Source organism: Amycolatopsis sp. NPDC049253 (assembly GCF_040678995.1).
Classification (GTDB): Bacteria; Actinomycetota; Actinomycetes; order Mycobacteriales; family Pseudonocardiaceae; genus Amycolatopsis.
This window is the reverse complement of the sequence record NZ_JBFAQX010000054.1, coordinates 1-17,170: the sequence shown is the minus strand read 5'-3', so window position 1 is coordinate 17,170 and position 17,170 is coordinate 1. Positions and strand designations below refer to the sequence as shown.

Genomic DNA, 17,170 nt, shown 5'->3' with positions numbered 1-17,170 from the left:
CGCACCCCGGTCGAGGCCTACCGTGATCACCTCACCGCGAGCGCGGCCTGAGGCAACCCACCGAGGACCGTCCAAGAACCTTGACACACCCCAGGCACTCTTAGAACCGCTGAACGCATACATCAACCACGCGTTCTCGGAAGATCAGCGCGACCAGACGGTGCTGGCGATGCTGGGAGTCGCGGGGGACGTCAACGTGAGGCCGACGCCCAGAACAGGCTCACGCAGGCGAAGACGCGGCTGACGCGACTGGCACAAGCCGTTGAGGCGGATGCGGATCCGACGACGCTGATCGAGCCACTCAACCGAGCGAAGGAAGAACGCGACATCGCAGAGGAGGAGCTGGCGCGCACACCCGCGGGAGCGTCGAGGCGCTGGTGGACTCGTTGGCAGACGCGGGCCGACAGGTGCTGAGCGCAAGCCCTGCTCGACTACAGGAACTGTACGAGACGATCGGCCTGGAGCTGGTCTTTGACGCAAAAAGCGGATGGTCAATGTGACCATCCGCCCACCCCGTAGGGTTAGTGCGTGTGTCCGAGAACGATCTTGCACACTATCTACACGCCTGCAAATCGCCGGTTGACCTGCAGGTTCCCACTAGTTGGACCTGAAGTCACCCCGTGCCTCATGCGGTAATTGAGTGTCCGAGATCTTGCACGCTAACCACAACCTTCGGACTCGGCTAATGTAGCGCGTGCACGTGGTCCGCTGCCAAGCGCGGAGGAGGTCAGCGGCGCCTGGTCGATTTTCCACCGCGACCGGTCGACTTTGTTCGGCGGCTCGGCCACGTCACTCAGTCTTTGCCCTTAGAGCGTGTCTCACTTGGTGAGTTTCTTGTAGCAGGTGATGGCGGCGCCGAGGGTGAGGAAGGCGAGGCAGTGGCTGGGTTTGCGTTCGTAGCGGATGGTGAGTCGGCGGTAGCCGAATAGCCAGGCGATGGCCCGTTCGATGACCCAGCGGTGTTTGCCGAGTTCGTCGGTGGATTCGATGCCTTTGCGGGTGATGCGCGGGATGATCCGGCGGTGGCGGAGCCAGTCGCGCAGGGCGGGGATGTCGTAGGCCTTGTCGGCGTGCAGCTTGGCCGGTTTCCTGCGACGCGGTCCGCGGTGGGAGCGGGTGGCTGGGATGGCGTTGACCAGGGGTTTGAGCGCGTGGCTGTCGTGGGTGTTGGCCGCGGAGATCGCGACGGTCAGGGGCAGGCCGTTCCGGTCGGACAGGGCGTGGATCTTGGAGCCGGGTTTGCCGCGGTCGACCGGGTTCGGGCCGGTCGGTTCGCCCCTTTTTTGGCCCTGACGGACGCTGCGTCGAGGACTGCACGGGACCAGTCGATCATGCCTTTGCTGCCCAGCTCGTCCAGGACTGCTCGGTGCACTTCGCGCCACAGTCCGGCGGTGGTCCACTCGCTGAACCGGCGATGCGCCGTCGGTACCGTGACCCCGAAGCCGGGCGGCAGGTGTCACCAGGCGCACCCGCTGGTCAGCACGAACACGATCGCGGTGAACACTGCCCGGTCGTCCACTCGCGACATTCCACCGCCCTGTGGGCGCGTCTTTCCCGCCGGGATCAGCGGTTCGACCAGCGCCCACAACTCGTCCGGCACCAGCCGCCGTGACAACTCGTCCATCACAATTCACGATCTTGCCTGGGCGTCAACCAAGATCCAAGTGAGACACGCTCTAAGAGAGCGAACATCGCGACTAGCCCGGAAGCGATCCCCGTAACGTTTAGCTTATGCCGAAGACCGGCGCCGCCAGTGCGACCACGACAACGACGACCACCACACCGTGGCGACGATTTCGAGGCCGCTCTACACAACGTCGCTGAAGTTGTTTCGCTACCCTGACGAGACCCGCAAATCGGACGCGCCCTCGGCCAGCATCAGAGCGGCACCAATGCCCCGTAACCGCGGGGACCTGAGCTGGTTACTGGCAGAGTCGCGTATTCGATCAACGCGTATTCCACAGCTGCCGGGACGCTGGAGCGACCGTCTTGCCGTCGCGTGGGAAGTGCGCGGTGCCCTCACCCTCCAGGAGCTGGACGCCTGGTCATCGGTGGACCCGCGCGTGGTCACGGCATACCGCGTCGTGCTGGAAGCCAGCACCGACGAGGTAAACCGCGCACTGCGGTAACACCACAGCCAACACCACAACGCTCCCCAAGAACCGGCCCGCCAGATCGTGCCAGGCCGACCACGGACGAGACCGGCATTCAGGCGAGATTCACCTAACCAGCCCACGGAAGGAAGGATGCAGCGGTGAACAGTCACGAAGCACCTCGTCAGCGGTTCTTCCGAGAAGAGCAACGGGGTGGTGCCTACACACCGCTGAGCCCCGGTGCGGCACGCGCCGGCATGCCACCAGATGGTCCTGACCGTCGGGCACGTGTAGCTGGGTGCGTGATTGTCCTGCCGCCAGGCAGGCGTAGGTCGTGGACCGCAGCTTGGTCCGAGCAGCCCGACGGTGAATTTCTGGACATGTTCGATGCCGACACGCTCGAAGAGGCGTTGGCATGGTCGTTCGGTCAAACAGCTGAGGTGTTCATCCGGCAAGCGACGGGTGAACTCGTCCGGGCAGAACGACCTGACGCTACCGAACAGTAAGAAGGAACGCGCTGCAAGACGCGCTTTGACCCTGCGTGGGGCCGTGAACCGAGGTCGTTCACGAGGCGGTCGGGTACTGGCAGGCTCCCATATCCGAATCCCGCGAATAGCACCTGCTCAGCACTGGCGACGGGCGGCAGTGCACCTGCCTAGCCGCGACGTACCGCGGAGACGACCGCTGCGCGGCCCGGGGCCGTTGCTGCGGAGCTTAGACCTGGTCGCAAAACTCGGCGTGTCGCTAGGTGAACCAACGGCCCGCCCCTGGCTCCGCACCGCCCGCTTGTGGGGCCCGGCCCGACGGACCGGAGGTCTGTCAGAGAGACTGGGGGCCAGTGCCCGCCCTCTCGACCTGGAGCCTTTGATGCCGCAAGGGACCGTCCGTTGGTTCGACGCCGAACGGGGTTTCGGCTTCCTCGCGCCCGAGGACGGCTCGCCGGACGTGTTCGTGCACGCCTCCGAGATCGTCGGGGACGGCGGCGCGAAAGTGCTCCGCGAGGGTCAGGCCGTCGTGTTCGAGGTCGGCGAGAACGACCGCGGGCCCCAGGCGCTGCGCGTTCGCGTCACCGCCGATGCGGCCACCGGCAGCGCCGTGGGCCTGCTCGGCACCGTCAACTGGTACGAGCCGGGCAAGGGGTACGGCTTCGCGTCGCCGGACGGCGGCGGCGCCGACATCTTCGTGCACAGCTCCGCCATCGTGACCGGCGGCGTGGTCACCGAGGGGCAGCGGGTGGCCTTCCTGATCGTCGAAGGCGAGCGCGGCCCGCAGGCCGGGCACGTGATCCCGCTGGGAGCAGGGGCCGGCGCACCCGCTGCGGCTGGTATCGCGGACGGTGCCGACGGCACGGTGGCCTGGTACGACGAGGACAAGGGCTTCGGCTTCATCAACCCCGACTCCGGCGCCGGGGACGTCTTCGTTCACGCCCGGGCCCTGGCCGAGGGGCTGACGTGGCTCGCGGAGGGCGACCGCGTCGCCTACGAGGTGGCTAGTGGAGACAAGGGCCCGCAGGCCCGCGACGTGCACCTGGTCCGGGGCGCCGAGCCCCAGACGGCGCCGCAGCGGTCGGCACCTGCCGCGGCCGCAGGGCCGGCGGCGCGGGACGTGCCCGTACGAGGCGGCGAGGGCGTCGTCGCGCGCTACGACGACGACCGCGGCTTCGGCTTCATCACCCCGGACGCAGGCGGCGACGATCTCTTCGCCCACGCGTCCGTGATCATGGGGTCGGAGCCGCTGCGGAAGGGTGACCGGGTCCGGTACGCGGTGCGTCAGAGCGACCGGGGCCCGCAGGCCGACCGCATCGAACGCCTCTGAAGAGGCGGCCCCACCGATGGCTGATCACTTGCCGACGAGAGTGCTCGTTCATCCCCGTCGATGGTGCCGTCAGCAACGCGGCTGCAGCCTCCTCCAGGAGATCGATCTCCCTCGTGGTGACGGGGGCCCCGTGCCGACCCGAGGACCTGCTCCGCGCTCAGAAGCTCACCAGTCACCCCCACCCAACGACACAGAGCTACCGATGTATCCCACACGAGTGAATGGATGCGTTAGACCTGGTCGCAGAGCTCGATCTTGATGAGCCGGCGGACGTTGATCACGGTGCAGGCCAGCGTGAGTAGCGCCAGCGTGGTGCGTTCGGTCCGGTCGTAGCGCAGCCCGAGGCGTTTGAACCGCAGCAGCCAGGAGATGGTGCGTTCGACGACCCAGCGGACCCGGCCGAGGCGGGACTTGCCCTCAAGCCCGCGCCGGGCGATACGGACCTTGATACCGCGGCGGTCAGGTAGCGGCGGCAGCGGCGGTAGTCGTAGCCCTTGTCGGCGTGCAGCTTGTCCGGTCGGCATCGTGGCCGGCCCGCCCGGCCGTGGTGGCCGCGCACGGTCGGGTTCGTGTCCAGCAGCGGCTCGAACAGCATGCTGTCGTGGGTGTTAGCCGCCGACAACATGATGTGCAGCGGTAGCCCGTTCGCGTCGCACAGAACGTGGTACTTGGAGCCGGCTTTACCCCGGTCAGTGGGCTGCGGCCGGTCAGCTCGCCCCCCTTTTCGACCGCACCGACACCGCGTCGATGCAGCCTCTGGTCCAGTCGAGCTCGTCGATGTTGGACAGCTCGTCGAGCACGAGCTGGTGCAGCCGGTCCCACACGCCGGCGTCCTGCCACTCACGTAACCGCCGCCACGCGGTGTGCCCGGAACCGCATCCGAGCTGCTCGGGTAGGTCTCGCCAGCGGAAGCCGGTGTCGAGCACGAACAAGATCCCCTCTAGCGCGGCACGGTCATCGATCCGGGGCCGCCCACCCGGACCGCGCGGCGCTGGTCGGGACGGGATCAGGGGTTCGATCAGCTCCCAGAGCCGGTCTTCGACCCGCCGCTGCTGCGTCGTCTTCGCCACGACTGCCCACGATCGACGACCAGGACCGGCAGGTTACGCAGTGACACACCCTTAAGTTTTGAGACCAGGTCTAAGCAACACCGATGGAAGGTCACCTCGACGAACGCACGGCCCCCTGTGTGTGGACGGCGCGATGCCGACGGCAGCCGCGAGGGCCTTGCTCTACATCCGGGCATTGTTTTGCAGCCGGCGCAGTATCTCTGACCTCGGTTTACTGTGGCTGCTGACTAGTCGCAGCGACCCTGCGCACGCACCCATTGCGCGGCAACGGCCTCGGCGTCGGCGGGAGGCACCGGACGGTCCGGCTCGATCGGCACGTTTCCATAGACCCGTCCGGTGCGATCGACGTCGACGAGGCTCGTGATGAGCAGCTCCGCGCCGTCGCTCAGCTTGACGACCTCATTGCCGCTGGCAGCACCCCCGGTCGGCGCGCCGAACGTTTCCACGCCCGGCATGCCCCGGAACGCCACGAGCGTCGCTTCACCTGAGCTCACGGTGAGCTTCGAGGTGAGCACGGCGATCGGCGGTCGAGGCCGGGTCAGCTGCACCGGGTTGGTCTCCGCGGCGAGGGCTGACCCGCCAAGCAGCGCCCGGCCGTCGCGCACCGACCACGTCATCGGCGCGACCCCGGGACCGGTGAACGAGCCGGCCACGCCGTCACCGAGCAGCGGCGCCAACACGGTGAGCATCGGCCACATGTTGCCGCCGGTGTCGTCGCGCAGGTCAACGACCCAGCCGCACCTCGCCTGCCCCTCGACCGCCTGCAGCGCGGCCACTCCCGCCGCGACATACCGTCGCTCCCCCGCCGGATCGGCGACTAATCCGGGCACTCTCACCACGGCCACGCCATGCGACGCGTAACTCCGCGGCACGTCGATCGACGCCGGCAACGGCGCCCGCGCACTCGCCGGACCAACCAGCCTCGTGTGCGGGTTCCCGAGCTCGGCGATCACCTGCCGAATCATCGAATACGTCCCTGCCGGCGTCCTGACATCCGCCGCCCGGCGCAAGGCCTCCGCCTCCGCTCGCGGCCAGTCCACCCGGTCCCGGTCCATCGAATGCAGCCGCAGCAGGTTCAGCGCCCCCATGAGATACCTCTGCGGCGTCGACCACACCGGTACCGGCGCCGCCGCGACCAGCCCGGCACCGGCCACAAACAGCACAACGACGAGCACGGACCACCGACGCATTCGCCCGCCCCCAGAACCCCCATCCTGCCAGCAGCACCGCTCGCGCACAGGGATTTCACTTCTCCTGACCACCGCGTTGCAAAAGCGCTGGTCAACACCATTTCCGTCGACCATTGCTCGGCGACCTCGCGGGCTGAGGCGATGTCCTTCATCAGCGACACCACGCCCGGTCGCACGATCTCCCGAGACAAGGGCTCGGTCACCAGGCGGAACAGCACGCTCGGTACGTCGTGCACGATCGCGCGATCGACCAGTGAATTGGTCAGTGCCATTGGCGGGCGGCGGCGTACCTGCTCCAGCCGCCGCCGACGTTGCGCACTTGGCGGGTGGTCGTGGTGTGGTGGAAGCCGAGCGCGGCGGCGACGACCGGCGCGGGGACTTCGAGCACCAGCTCGCGGACGGCCGCCGTTTTGGCCAGCCGAACAGGAATGCCGAGGGTTCGCAGGTGCCGGCACAGGCCCTCGTAGGACATCGGCTGGCCAGCTGAACGTCCTGCCAACAGCCAGTCGACGTTTTGCTCGATGCGCAGCACGGCGAGTCGCCGCAGCAGGTCCGCGAAGGGCTTGGGTACCGGTGTGGGCGGGGCACCGAGCCGGAGGTAGAGCTGTTCGTCCTCATCGAGGACGTCGTCGACGCGAAGGCGCAAGATCCGGGTGATGGGCTGAGCGAACAGCAGCAGGACGCACCCGGCTATCCGGTGCGCCAGCGCTGCTTCATCATCCTCGAGCAGGGCCCGCAGAAGGTCGAGTCTCTGCTGCGGGGTGAGCGCTTCACCGACGCGAAACTTCGGCCTGGTCCAGGCCAGTTTGGGCATCCGATGCGTCTTGACCGCCCAGTTGAGGAACCCACATAGCTGCTGCTTGCCGGCTGCACTGAGGGGCCCGTAGCGGCTGTCGAGCGCGCCCTGGGAAAGCTCGCGCAGTGTCAGGTCGCGCTCTTCCAGCCAGGTGCAGAAGCTGACGGCGCGCTCGAATTCCCAGCGGGCGTAGTTGCGTGCGGGCGGGGTCAACGTCTGGGTCTGTGCCTTCCTGCGCATCTTCGCGAGGTGGTGCCAGGCGCCGAATTGCCGGAGGAGCCGCTCGTGAGGGTGGTCGGTGAGCTCGGCCAGGCGCTGGTCGAGGAACCGCTCAAAGCTGTGAACAGCCGAATCGATCTCGGGCAGGCAGCCGGCCACGACGAGCATGGTCCGAAGGTGCGCGACCTGTTTCTGGTTCGGGAGGCGGTCGAGCGCGGAGTGGCTCAGGCCGAGGTCACCGGCGGCGAGCGCGGCGAGCAGGGCTCGAACGTGGGGCTTACGGAGCCACAGCCAGCGTGCTTGGGGCGTGCCAGTGTAGTGCCGTGCCAGCACCGGAACCAGTGCTTCGAGCTCAGGCCGGACGGCGCCGGTCTCGTCTTCGAGCCGCTCTCGCGCGAGGTCGTCGAGCCTGCATCGCACGCAGACTTTTCGTCGGTAAAGGCGGCCTTCGGCGCCGCATCGGTTGCATTCGAAGGTGCGGACGATGCCGGCACAGTCTCGGCAGGCCGGTTGGTCGCCGAGCAGGCCGGGGAGAAGCCGATCGGCGCCGCATCCAGGACAGGTGCCGTAGGTGCGGGCGGCTTTGTGGAAGCAGTTTGTGCACACGGGCGCTTCGAGGATCGTGCCGGGATGTGCTTGGGCACGTCGGCAACGCGGGCACGTGCCCGTGCCGGAAATGGCGCTCACGGCGCCGGGCGAAGCTGAACGCGTGTCGGCCGCGGGCCGCCATCGCCCGGCACCGCCGACGACCCTGGTCCGGCCATGCGGCGTTGTTCGGCGTTCGCGGCGGTGAGCGGGATCAGCTCGTTCGGTGTGGTGTCGAGGATGTCGCACAGCGCGGCGAGGACCTGCAGTGAGAGCCGTTCCGGTGTGCCGGTGACCAGCCGGTGCACTTGAGAGGCGGACAGGTCGATGCCTCGTTCAGCCAGCAGCGGGCCCAGCTGAGTAGTGGTGCGGAGGCCGCGGGCCGCCATCAGCTCGCGCAGTTTCCAGCTGTATCCGACCTGCCGCCTCACCGGTTTCCTCCCTCAGCGAGAGCTGACTTCATCGTGCGGCCAAGCGCTTGGCGAAGTACACGAGTGCGGAAATCCGACGACACGCACGTGTAGATCGCGGTGGTCGAGGCGTGTTCGTGGCCGGCCTGCTGCTGAACGAACAGCGGATCCCAACCGTTTTCGATCAAGTGGGTGACGTAGGAGCGGCGCAGCGAGTGGAAGTCCAGGTTCTTGTCCAGGCCGAGGCTGTCGCGGATCGCGACGAACTGCGAGTCCATCCGGGACAGGCTCACACGGTCGACGCGCTCCGACGGCCACAGCGCGGCGTTCCCGTCGTGCGTCAGGAGCGGCCGGATCTCGTCGGTCCACTCCGCCAGCACAACCGGAGTCCACTCGAAAACGGTCAGCACCGACCGTAGTTTCGGCGGCGAGCCCTTCATCGCCTTTCCGAACGGACATGGCAAACGCCGCGCAAACCGAACTCGGATACGTGCGGGTTCCGGCCGAAGTCGGCCAGGTCGAGCATCCGCGTCTCGGGGCGCCGCAGCCCGAAGGCGTAGGCGGTTTTGAACATCACCGCATCGCGGAACGCCGGCAACCAGCCCTTGCGGCCACACCCCCGAATGCGCGCGACGCGGTCGTCAGCGGCGTCGAAGAACGCCTGCAACTCGTCCACCGACAGCGCGCGCTTGCGCGGGTCACCCTCGGCCTGCTGAACGTGCACGGCGGTGTTCCACTCGTGTACGACCTGCACAGGGTGTGTGCCAAACCGTCGCTCACATTCGGTGACCCAGCCGTAGTTCGGGTCGGTCACGAAGTCGCAGAAACGCCGGACGGCGGTCTGGTAGTTCCCCAGCGTCGACTTCCGTAGGTGCTTCACCGAGCGAAGGTCAGCAAGCCACTCGTCGACCAGCTGAGCGCTCCACTGCCACGGGAAGGCGTTGGTGAAAGCAGCGAACGCACTCACGACATTCGCCCGCCCCTGGATGGTCACGAACCCGAGATTTCGCGCGGCCTGTTGGTTCGCCCAGCCGTCGAGCATCGCTTCGAACACTTGCCGGTCCGGCATCAACAGCGCGACGCCGTCGACCACATGAAGCCGCGCCGACCCCGCCGCAACTCGCGTCTGGTCCACCCAAAACCTCCTCTTCGAGGCCCCAACAGATGCGAGAATCTCGCATCCATTGCGAGTTCGGCCGCATCGCCGCAGCTCATCCACTCGAAGTGGTGACGGCTCAGGACGCGGCATCTGTGGCGCGTCGGCGCCACAGCGTGGTTCGCTACAACGCGCATCCGCAGCGTGCGCAGGTCAAGCAACACACGGTCGTTGGAAGGTGCAAACCACCCTGTAATCGCATCGGATGAAATACGCCACGCGGAGTGCAACATAGGGTTTACCGGGCATGATGACTAAACCAACCGGCCGCGAATCATGTCCTGCGATCCCAATGCCCCCGCTCCAAGACCCTGGAGCAGCCGACGGTCCACAGCCGCCCTTTACACCAATAGACCATGGGGCGTTTGCACAACGCGGGCAACGAAGCTACCAATTAAGAAGTAAGTTCACTAAAGGAGAGTAACCATTACGTCAAATTCACGCATAACCTCCATTATGGCATCAATGAATTCCAACCCCAACGCCTCCCTAGACGAAGCGAAGTCGCCCCATTGAAGCCCGATCAGCGATTTGGACCCAGGATTGGGACGCACACAATCGGCAAGGGCGTCCAAGTTCGATCCGAAATAGCCACCAGGACCGTTTACTGCCTCACCTAGGGCACAATAGAAACCGGTCTTCGTTGAAATGCGAGCCCCGTCGAGGCGCACAACATCGTCACCTCCGTAGCGAGCAGCCCGATGCCCGGTTGTGAACCACGAGTTCTGCACGACGTGCAGCCACGAATCCTGCTCACTCGTCGACAGGTTGAGCCATTCTCCTTCACGAACGGGGACCCCAGACGCCCAGCGTCGCCAGATTGCACCAGCGTCAGGAGACTCGCAGCGATTACCGAAGAACCGAAATTCGAGTGCGGATTGATTTCCGCGCCAAGACGCTGCTTCTCCACTACCAAAGACCACTCGACCAACGAAATACTCACCAATCGTTTCTCGTCGATTATTCACGATAAGGAGAATCGTGTCGTCGTTCGTTCGTGGTGCATCGCCGCTCACTTGAGCATTCAGAAACGAAACTTCACCATGGCCTTCGTTCGATGAAACAAAGAATCCCTTTACGTCTTCGGCTTCTGCGAGCAACTTTTCCTGTCGATCGCCAATCAGCCGGTACAACAGTCCCCTTTCACATAGTACTTCTTTGATATCGCCAATATTAGTCATAAATGATCATTTTCATCCAGAATCGGGGAAACGTGGATGCCAAAGCGCTTAATTTCCTCGTAGTGAAGTATCGACCAGCCGTACACCTTTACACCGTTGGGAAACTCCTTCTCCGAGATTCTTTCGTTGTCAGGCCTGCCAGGAACCCGACACTCCTTGGCTCCCGCCCACCAAGGGTTCTCCCGTCCCTGTAGGTATCATGTGATGCGATGTTGCCCGCCTTCTCGTCATCGTAGGCCGAGGCGATCTTGTTGTTCATCCCGTTGGGCAAGGGATCCGCCAGCTTCTCGTTGAGGCAGCCGGCGTCGTGGACGAGCACCGGACGATCGCCCGCCACGACGTAGTACGTGTGATCAGTTTCGACCGTCAAGTTAAGCACGCGCGCCGGGGCATCCCAATGACGGCTGTTGGTTACCTCGACTGTTGTGCCATCGTCATTGCGGAGCCGGTTACCGGCGTTGAGGTCTGCTGCTTGAACCCACCGTCGGCGGTCAGGCTCCCAGAACGGATGACCATCGGTCGCGATAATCGGCGACTGGCCGGCCACCGTGATTTCCACCAGGTGCTTCCAGCCTTGACCTGCGATCGTCGCGACGACCTCGCGCGACATACTGCGCCCGGTCTCCACGTCAGTGTCCAGCACCCGACCACCCAATCGCACGTCCTCGACTGGACGGCGATGGCCGTCGGCCATCAGCACCAACGTACCTGGTGCGAAGCTGTTGCACCCGCTCACGCTGGACAGTCGCTGCTCCGCGGCCTCAACCGCTCGCAAGTCCGCCATCGCCTTGTCCCGGCGCCGGATCCACCACAGCGTGTCCTTGAACGCCGTGACGATCTTCTCGACGATCTTCCCGCCCTTGAGGATCTTGCCCCAAGGCAGCGCCGTCAGCACCTCCCAGCCGCAGGCAGCCAGATTGAAGTCCTTGATGCAGTTGTCGACGATGCCCTTCACACCGATGATCTCCTGCAGGATGTCGCCCCCGACCTGCATGGCGATGTCGACCCAGCTGCGCTTGTCCGCGGCGGCCTTCTTCGCCTCCTCGTACTCGGCCTGGTTCGCAGCGGCTGCGCCAGTTGTGATCGCAGCCGCCGCAGCGTTCGCTTGCCTTCGTTGGTGGGCTCCGCGAGTCGCTCCGGGTATGGACCCGGCCGGCAAGTTTGAAGCTGGAGGATGGCTTTGGTACGGACCAACAGTTCTTCCGGCTCGTGGCTGACTTGAGATGGGTCTCAGTGACGAACGTGTATCGCCAGGTCCCGAACTTGACTTTGTCGCGGACGAACCGGGACCACTCTTCGGCTGCGCACTGGTCCTCGAGCCCATCGGTGTCGAGCGCTTCCTCCGGTCCGACTGGCCTTCGACGACCCAGTGGACACCGTCCTTGCCTCAGCAGCACGACCGGACCGGGAACCGCCCGAACCGAACGTTCGAAGTCGCCGCAACAGACTTGATCCGCGTGTCGGATCGGTCCTACTCTTCAGCGTCGACGACTGCCGAGGAGGACCAAACCAATGCGAGGCGCCCACCGTGGCCGTGGCCACTTGTTGATCATGTCCGGCGCACTGGCCGCCGGTCTGCTGGCCGCGACAAGCCCGGCAGCGGATGCGGCGCCGGCACGAGAACCGCTGTACTCCCCTGGTGCTCCAGGCGCCGGGGATCCGTATTTCCCCGACATGGGCAACGGCGGCTACGACGTCAGTCACTACGACATCCGGCTGGCGTTCAACCCCGAAACCAAAGCAATCAACGCGACCACGACGATCCTCGCCACGGCCACACAGGATCTCTCCCGCTTCGACCTGGACTTTCAGGGACCGCTGAAGATCAGCAGGCTCTCGGTGGACGGCCGAAACACCACCTACAGCCGCAGCGGTGCCCAAGAGTTGGTGATCACCCCGCCGCACGGTCTACGGAAGGGCAGCTCGTTCGTCGTCTCGGTGAGCTACGCCGGCGTCCCGCAGAAGATCGACGACCCCGCGCTGGGCGTATCCGGCTGGGTCGCCACCAAGGACGGCGCGGTCGCGCTCAACCAGCCGATCGGTGCGGCGACCTACTACCCGGTGAACGACACCACCGACGACAAAGCGACCTACACCCAGACCATCACCGTCCCCACCGGACTCACGGTGCTGGCCAACGGCGAACCCGGGCCCACCACCACGCACGATCACCAGACCACCTTCCGCTGGACCATGAACCGGCCGATGGCCAGCGAGCTGAGCATGCTCGCGATCGGCAACTACGACGTCACCCGCGGCGTGGCGGCCGGCGGCCTGCCGAACATCACCGCGATCGGCAAGTCGATCGACACCAAGCCCGGTCAGGGCAAGGTGTTCAATCAGACCACGGCGCAGGTCATCCAATGGGAATCCTCGATGTACGGGCGGTACCCGTTCGACTCGACCGGCGGCATCCTCGCCGACGTCGGCGTCGACTACGCCCTCGAGACGCAGAGCCGGCCGGTCTACGACCAGAGCACCAGCGATGTCGACGGCGACCTGCTCGCCCACGAACTCGGCCACCAGTGGTTCGGCGACAGCCTCACTCCCGCGCACTGGTCGGACATCTGGCTCAACGAAGGCTTCGCGACCTACTCCGAGTGGCTCTACCAGGAGAAATTCAACAACGTCCCCGTGCAACAGACCTTCGCGAAGGCCTACGCCGACGAGAAGGACTGGAGCGGCGAAGTCGCCGACCCCGGACGTGATCACATCTTCGACGACCTGGTCTACAACCGCGGCGCGATGGCACTGCAGGCGCTGCGCATGAAGATCGGCGACCGCGCCTTCTTCGAAGTGCTCACGCAGTGGCCGACCGCTCACCGATACGGCAACGTCTCGACGCGGCAATTCATCCAGTTCGTCGAGCGACTGACCCACCGCAACCTCGACTCGTTCTTCCACGCCTGGCTCTACCAAGCGGGCAAGCCGGCACTCTGACCACGTCAGGGACTGCACCGACCGCGTCATGCTCTCCTAAGGGATGTCTCGTAACCCGGTCTCGGGCTGGCTGGGCCGGTAGTTGATCCTGTCGGTGTGGTGCAGGTGATCACAGCGTCGCGGCCGGAGTGGATTGCCCCGTTCACCGGGCTGGAACATGGTCAGTTTCGCAAGCCGATACGGCTGGTCGCCAAGCGGGGCGGAAACGAGATCGCGGACGGACGGGCCAGCCGTGGGCATTGCCCCTGGCAGACCGAATTCTGCTGGTCACGACCTATTGGCGGACGAACCTGACCATGCGCCAGATCGGCCCGCTGTTCGGGGCATCGCACTCCGGAGTGCACCGAGGAAGCGACACAATCGGCCCACTGCTCGCGCTGGCCCCGGTCCGCACACGCCGGATCGATGCGGTCGCGATCGTCGACCGCACTCTGGCCCCGACCCGCGATCACCGGCTGACCACCCCGTCGAAGAACTACCGCTACCCCACCACCGTGCAGGTCGCCATCGAAGCCGAGACCAGATTGGTGATCGCCACCGGCAATCCGCAACCGGGCAGCCGCAACGACGGCACCGCCTACCCCGACCGACGTCGATTGGGAACGCTCATACTGTTGCTGGGATCACAATCACGACGCGAGGTCCTACGAGCCCGGCATCCTGAACTTGCACAATCCCTCGAGCTGCCTCGGCCGACGATGGGCAGGTTCGTAAGTACGGCCTTGGTGCCGGCCGAGCCCAGCGAACCAGAATCCACGATCCAGGTGCAGAGCAGGACTTGGCGCCGAGCGCCAACCAACGAACATTCAGCGACCGCACCCGAGCTCCCGCGGCAAGGCAAGGCCGCCGAGTAGGCGGTCGATCACCGGACCACCTGCAGCGCTGCGGGCACGGACAGACGGTCGTCTCTTCCGATTGCGATCACGAGCTGACTAGACAAACGTCGACAAAAGGTAGCCTAACTCGATGCCGCACCCTGCCCAGCCGTCTCGAATCGACCGTCGAAACCAAGCCAGCGATCTCATCAGCGTGCTCATCCGTGAGGGTCTTGAACCCCCACGAAACTGACCAGGCGTTTCGTCGAAGACTATGAGAGCCCTCGATATAAACTCGCTGGTCAGAGACCTGACTGTGTGCCCGAGGGGGACTTGAACCCCTCCGCATGGGAGATCTCCCAAGTTTCGAGAGATCATGTCACCAGAGTAACTGACGCGCACATGATGTGCGCACTCCTCTCAGCACCCCGACTCTCGATGTCGCCGACGGCTGATTGCATTGTCGCAGTGCGGGTGATTGCTACATCGCAGCCTGAGCAGCTTGCCTGGCCAATTCGACCCAAGCGGAGCCAGGCCCGTCGGCGGGTGCCGGGCGATCGCTAATCGAGGGTCAGGTCGAGACCGCAGGCGCCGTCAGCTTGACCCATCGGGATGGGCAAGGTCATGCGCACGGGTTATCCCCTCGTGGCCGACACTGTGATCCTGCTCGTTGCGCTGACAGACTTCCAGCTCGATATCTGAATCGGCTGCTCCCCTCGTAGTCCCAGGGCTGACTCACCCACCGCCGAGTGATGACGCTTCCTGCGTGTAGAAGGCTCGCAGCACTGTGCGCGCAATGTCACCTAGCCTGCAAGCGCCCGATCCGAGTATTGAGCTGCAGTCATAAGTCCCTCCTCGTCAAACTCGACAAATACTCCTGACCCGGAGAGATTCCACCAATACTCATCAGAGACGAACGGTTCAGATTTCACCGCCATCCGCCCACTAGATTCAGCCACGTTCGCAAATTCCGACAGCGTGAAATTCTGCACCGCACTCCTCACTCCGCGCAGACCAGGAATAACCATATCCGACCCGGAAGAATCAGGGGCAATATACCAAATAATTTTTCGTGTCGAAATTCCCAACTGGAGATCACCGTAGGCGTATATAGCCGGAAGAGCCCGTCGTCGGGTCAGGGTCTCCTATTAATTCCAGGACTTCAGATAGACTCATACCGACGTTGAAGTTACCAAATTTTCCACTTTCAAAGAATTGTATGCCTTGAATTCGATTCACGTTTCCCTCTCAAACGTAACCGGTCCGCCCCCGACTGTTCGACAAGGGCGGACCGCAGGCGACAACTGGACTTATTGTCCAAGCGCATTTACAAGGTTCCTCAAGCCCGGGATCTGCTGAATGCAGGAATGGTCCTGCTCCAGATATTCAAGCCCCTTGCTCGCTTGCTGCAGCGCCTTGCCCCGGAAGGCAGGGGTGCCTGGCTCAGCTAGCTGTATGAGGCCAAGATGTTGGTGACGCCGGTGCGGAGTCTGGTGACTGGGGGCTGGTTTCCGGCGGCGGTGTGGGGTCGATGGTAGTTGTAGTGGATGTTCCAGACGGCTAGGGCCGTGGTGCGGTGGGCTTCACTGGTCCAGGCGTGGGCGTAGAGGAATTCTTCGGCCAGGATGCGGTTGTAGCGTTCGATTTTCCCGTTGTGGCGTGGGGTGTAGGGCGTGATCCGTTGGTGGCGGGCGCCGCGTAGGACGGTGGCGAAGTCGTTCGCGCGGTAGCAGGCGCCGTTGTCGGTGACGAGGCGGTGGATGTGGGTGATGCAGTGGCGGGCGAAGAATGCCCGGGCGCGGTGGACGAACCCGATCGCGGTCCGGGCTTTCTCATCAGGCAGGGCTTCGGTGTAGGCCAGGCGGGAGTGGCCGTCGACGGCGGAGTGCAGATAGGTGTAGCGGGCCCGTTGGCCTCGGGCTGTGCCCCGGGTGACGTGCCGGTCTTGGTCGCTGCCTTTGCCGTGGACGCGCCAGCCGCCGCCATCGGGGATCTGACCGGTCTTCTTCACGTCCAGGTGGACCATGTGCCCGGGCCAGCGGGCGAGGATCCGCCTCGGCTGGCGGTTGCTGGCGCCGGTGGGGTCGAGGAACCGGCGCCGGTTCAGGCCCAGCTGCAGCAGGTGCCGGCCAATGGTGCGGACCGAGATCGTGATGCCTTCAGCGGCCAGTTCGGTGGTCGGCGAGCGGAGTACTTCCGCTGCCGGCGCAGCCGTTCGATCCTGGCCACGACCCTCGCGGGGGTGGCGGTGGGCTGGTGGTGCGGAACGCTGGGGTGGTCGAGCAGGCCGGCTTCGCCGTGACGGCGGTAGCGGTTGACCCACTTGGATGCGCATGGCGGGAGATGCCCATCTCGGCGGCGACGTGGGCGATCGGGCGGGTCTGGCAGCGCGCGACGAGTCGGCGGCGGCCCTCGAGCGACAGCGGGGCATTACGGTGGTGCATGGACGGGTCTTTCTGCTTGGCGGATGTGTTGGTCGCACTTCTCATCCTGCCGCTGAAAGACCCGTCCTTCGTCTCCGGCCCTCGCCCGCGTCACCAACGTCATGCCCCGCAACAGCTAGCCGGGTTCCCCGCTCTGGTCGCCGCTCAGCCGGTGGTCCGGCGGTGCCGGTCGGAGATCGCCTCGTCGCGCACGCGGCCGGTCTCGGCGCCGACGTCGCTGACGCGCCCGGCGAGCTCGGCGTGCCCGGCCAGGAGATGGCGCCGGGCCGATGCGAGTGGTTCCAGCAGCGCGGACGCGTCGTCGGCAGCCAGAGCCTTCGCCACCCCGGCCGCGGCGCGCCGGCCCGCTGCGGACATGCCCTCGGCCGCGGTGACGTGTGCGGCGAGCTGGCGCAGCACCGCGGCGTTGCGTCGCGCCCAGTCCGACACGGCGCGGTCGCCGGCCCGGCGGTCCCG

Annotated in this window: 11 protein-coding genes and 6 pseudogenes; 5 read left to right on the top strand and 12 right to left on the bottom strand. The window is 65.3% G+C overall.

Annotated elements, in window-relative coordinates; genetic code table 11:
• Positions 1-818 precede the first annotated feature (818 nt).
• Positions 819-1,624, bottom strand: a pseudogene (locus AB0K15_RS47110) (IS5 family transposase).
• Positions 1,625-2,960: 1,336 nt separating this feature from the next.
• Between AB0K15_RS47110 and AB0K15_RS47105 the strand changes: the two are divergent.
• Both AB0K15_RS47105 and AB0K15_RS47100 read left to right on the top strand, forming a co-directional pair.
• A pseudogene (locus AB0K15_RS47105) lies at positions 2,961-3,158 on the top strand (cold shock domain-containing protein); the annotation flags it as partial.
• 30 nt (positions 3,159-3,188) lie between these two features.
• Positions 3,189-3,908, top strand: a complete 720-nt coding sequence (locus AB0K15_RS47100) for a cold shock domain-containing protein (RefSeq protein WP_364067581.1) — start codon at positions 3,189-3,191, stop codon at positions 3,906-3,908.
• A 230-nt stretch (positions 3,909-4,138) separates the two neighbouring features.
• On the opposite strand, the pseudogene AB0K15_RS47095 reads toward AB0K15_RS47100, so the two are convergent.
• The 8 genes and pseudogenes from AB0K15_RS47095 to AB0K15_RS47060 all read right to left on the bottom strand — a co-directional run bounded on the left by AB0K15_RS47095 (position 4,139) and on the right by AB0K15_RS47060 (position 11,674).
• Positions 4,139-4,978, bottom strand: a pseudogene (locus tag AB0K15_RS47095) (IS5 family transposase).
• Between the two features lie 227 nt (positions 4,979-5,205).
• On the bottom strand, positions 5,206-6,153 hold the full coding sequence (locus AB0K15_RS47090; protein WP_364067577.1) for a S41 family peptidase: 948 nt from the start codon (positions 6,151-6,153) through the stop codon (positions 5,206-5,208).
• Between the two features lie 277 nt (positions 6,154-6,430).
• Positions 6,431-7,870, bottom strand: coding sequence for a hypothetical protein (locus AB0K15_RS47085; RefSeq protein ID WP_364067575.1), 1,440 nt, complete (start codon positions 7,868-7,870; stop codon positions 6,431-6,433).
• Positions 7,867-8,199, bottom strand: coding sequence for a helix-turn-helix transcriptional regulator (locus AB0K15_RS47080; protein ID WP_364067573.1), 333 nt, complete (start codon positions 8,197-8,199; stop codon positions 7,867-7,869). The genes AB0K15_RS47085 and AB0K15_RS47080 overlap by 4 nt, the downstream gene beginning before the upstream one ends.
• Positions 8,196-8,588: a tyrosine-type recombinase/integrase gene (locus AB0K15_RS47075; RefSeq protein ID WP_364067571.1), complete on the bottom strand. Its 393-nt coding sequence runs from the start codon at positions 8,586-8,588 to the stop codon at positions 8,196-8,198. Before AB0K15_RS47075 ends, AB0K15_RS47080 begins: the two co-directional genes overlap by 4 nt.
• 26 nt (positions 8,589-8,614) lie before the next feature.
• Positions 8,615-9,313: a hypothetical protein gene (locus AB0K15_RS47070; protein ID WP_364067569.1), complete on the bottom strand. Its 699-nt coding sequence runs from the start codon at positions 9,311-9,313 to the stop codon at positions 8,615-8,617.
• Between the two features lie 431 nt (positions 9,314-9,744).
• Positions 9,745-10,515: a barstar family protein gene (locus tag AB0K15_RS47065; protein ID WP_364067566.1), complete on the bottom strand. Its 771-nt coding sequence runs from the start codon at positions 10,513-10,515 to the stop codon at positions 9,745-9,747.
• A gap of 88 nt (positions 10,516-10,603) precedes the next feature.
• Positions 10,604-11,674 carry a polymorphic toxin-type HINT domain-containing protein gene (locus AB0K15_RS47060; RefSeq protein WP_364067564.1) on the bottom strand — a complete coding sequence of 357 codons (1,071 nt, stop codon included), beginning with the start codon at positions 11,672-11,674 and terminating at the stop codon, positions 10,604-10,606.
• Positions 11,675-12,066: 392 nt separating this feature from the next.
• Here AB0K15_RS47060 and AB0K15_RS47055 point away from each other — a divergent pair, with 392 nt between their 5' ends.
• The 3 genes and pseudogenes from AB0K15_RS47055 to AB0K15_RS47045 all read left to right on the top strand — a co-directional run bounded on the left by AB0K15_RS47055 (position 12,067) and on the right by AB0K15_RS47045 (position 14,309).
• A complete protein-coding gene (locus AB0K15_RS47055; protein ID WP_364067562.1) occupies positions 12,067-13,455 on the top strand; it encodes a M1 family metallopeptidase in 1,389 nt (462 codons plus the stop codon).
• A gap of 99 nt (positions 13,456-13,554) precedes the next feature.
• Positions 13,555-14,042, top strand: a pseudogene (locus AB0K15_RS47050) (transposase family protein); the annotation flags it as partial.
• Positions 14,043-14,051: 9 nt separating this feature from the next.
• The gene (locus AB0K15_RS47045) at positions 14,052-14,309 is read left to right on the top strand and encodes a NaeI family type II restriction endonuclease (RefSeq protein ID WP_364067579.1); all 258 of its coding nucleotides are present in this window, start codon (positions 14,052-14,054) and stop codon (positions 14,307-14,309) included.
• Between the two features lie 764 nt (positions 14,310-15,073).
• On the opposite strand, the gene AB0K15_RS47040 is transcribed toward AB0K15_RS47045, so the two are convergent.
• The 3 genes and pseudogenes from AB0K15_RS47040 to AB0K15_RS47030 all read right to left on the bottom strand — a co-directional run.
• A complete protein-coding gene (locus tag AB0K15_RS47040) occupies positions 15,074-15,262 on the bottom strand; it encodes a hypothetical protein (RefSeq protein WP_364067560.1) in 189 nt (62 codons plus the stop codon).
• 455 nt (positions 15,263-15,717) lie between these two features.
• A pseudogene (locus tag AB0K15_RS47035) lies at positions 15,718-16,714 on the bottom strand (IS481 family transposase).
• Positions 16,715-16,858: 144 nt separating this feature from the next.
• Positions 16,859-17,170: pseudogene (locus AB0K15_RS47030) on the bottom strand (HSP18 transcriptional regulator); the annotation flags it as partial.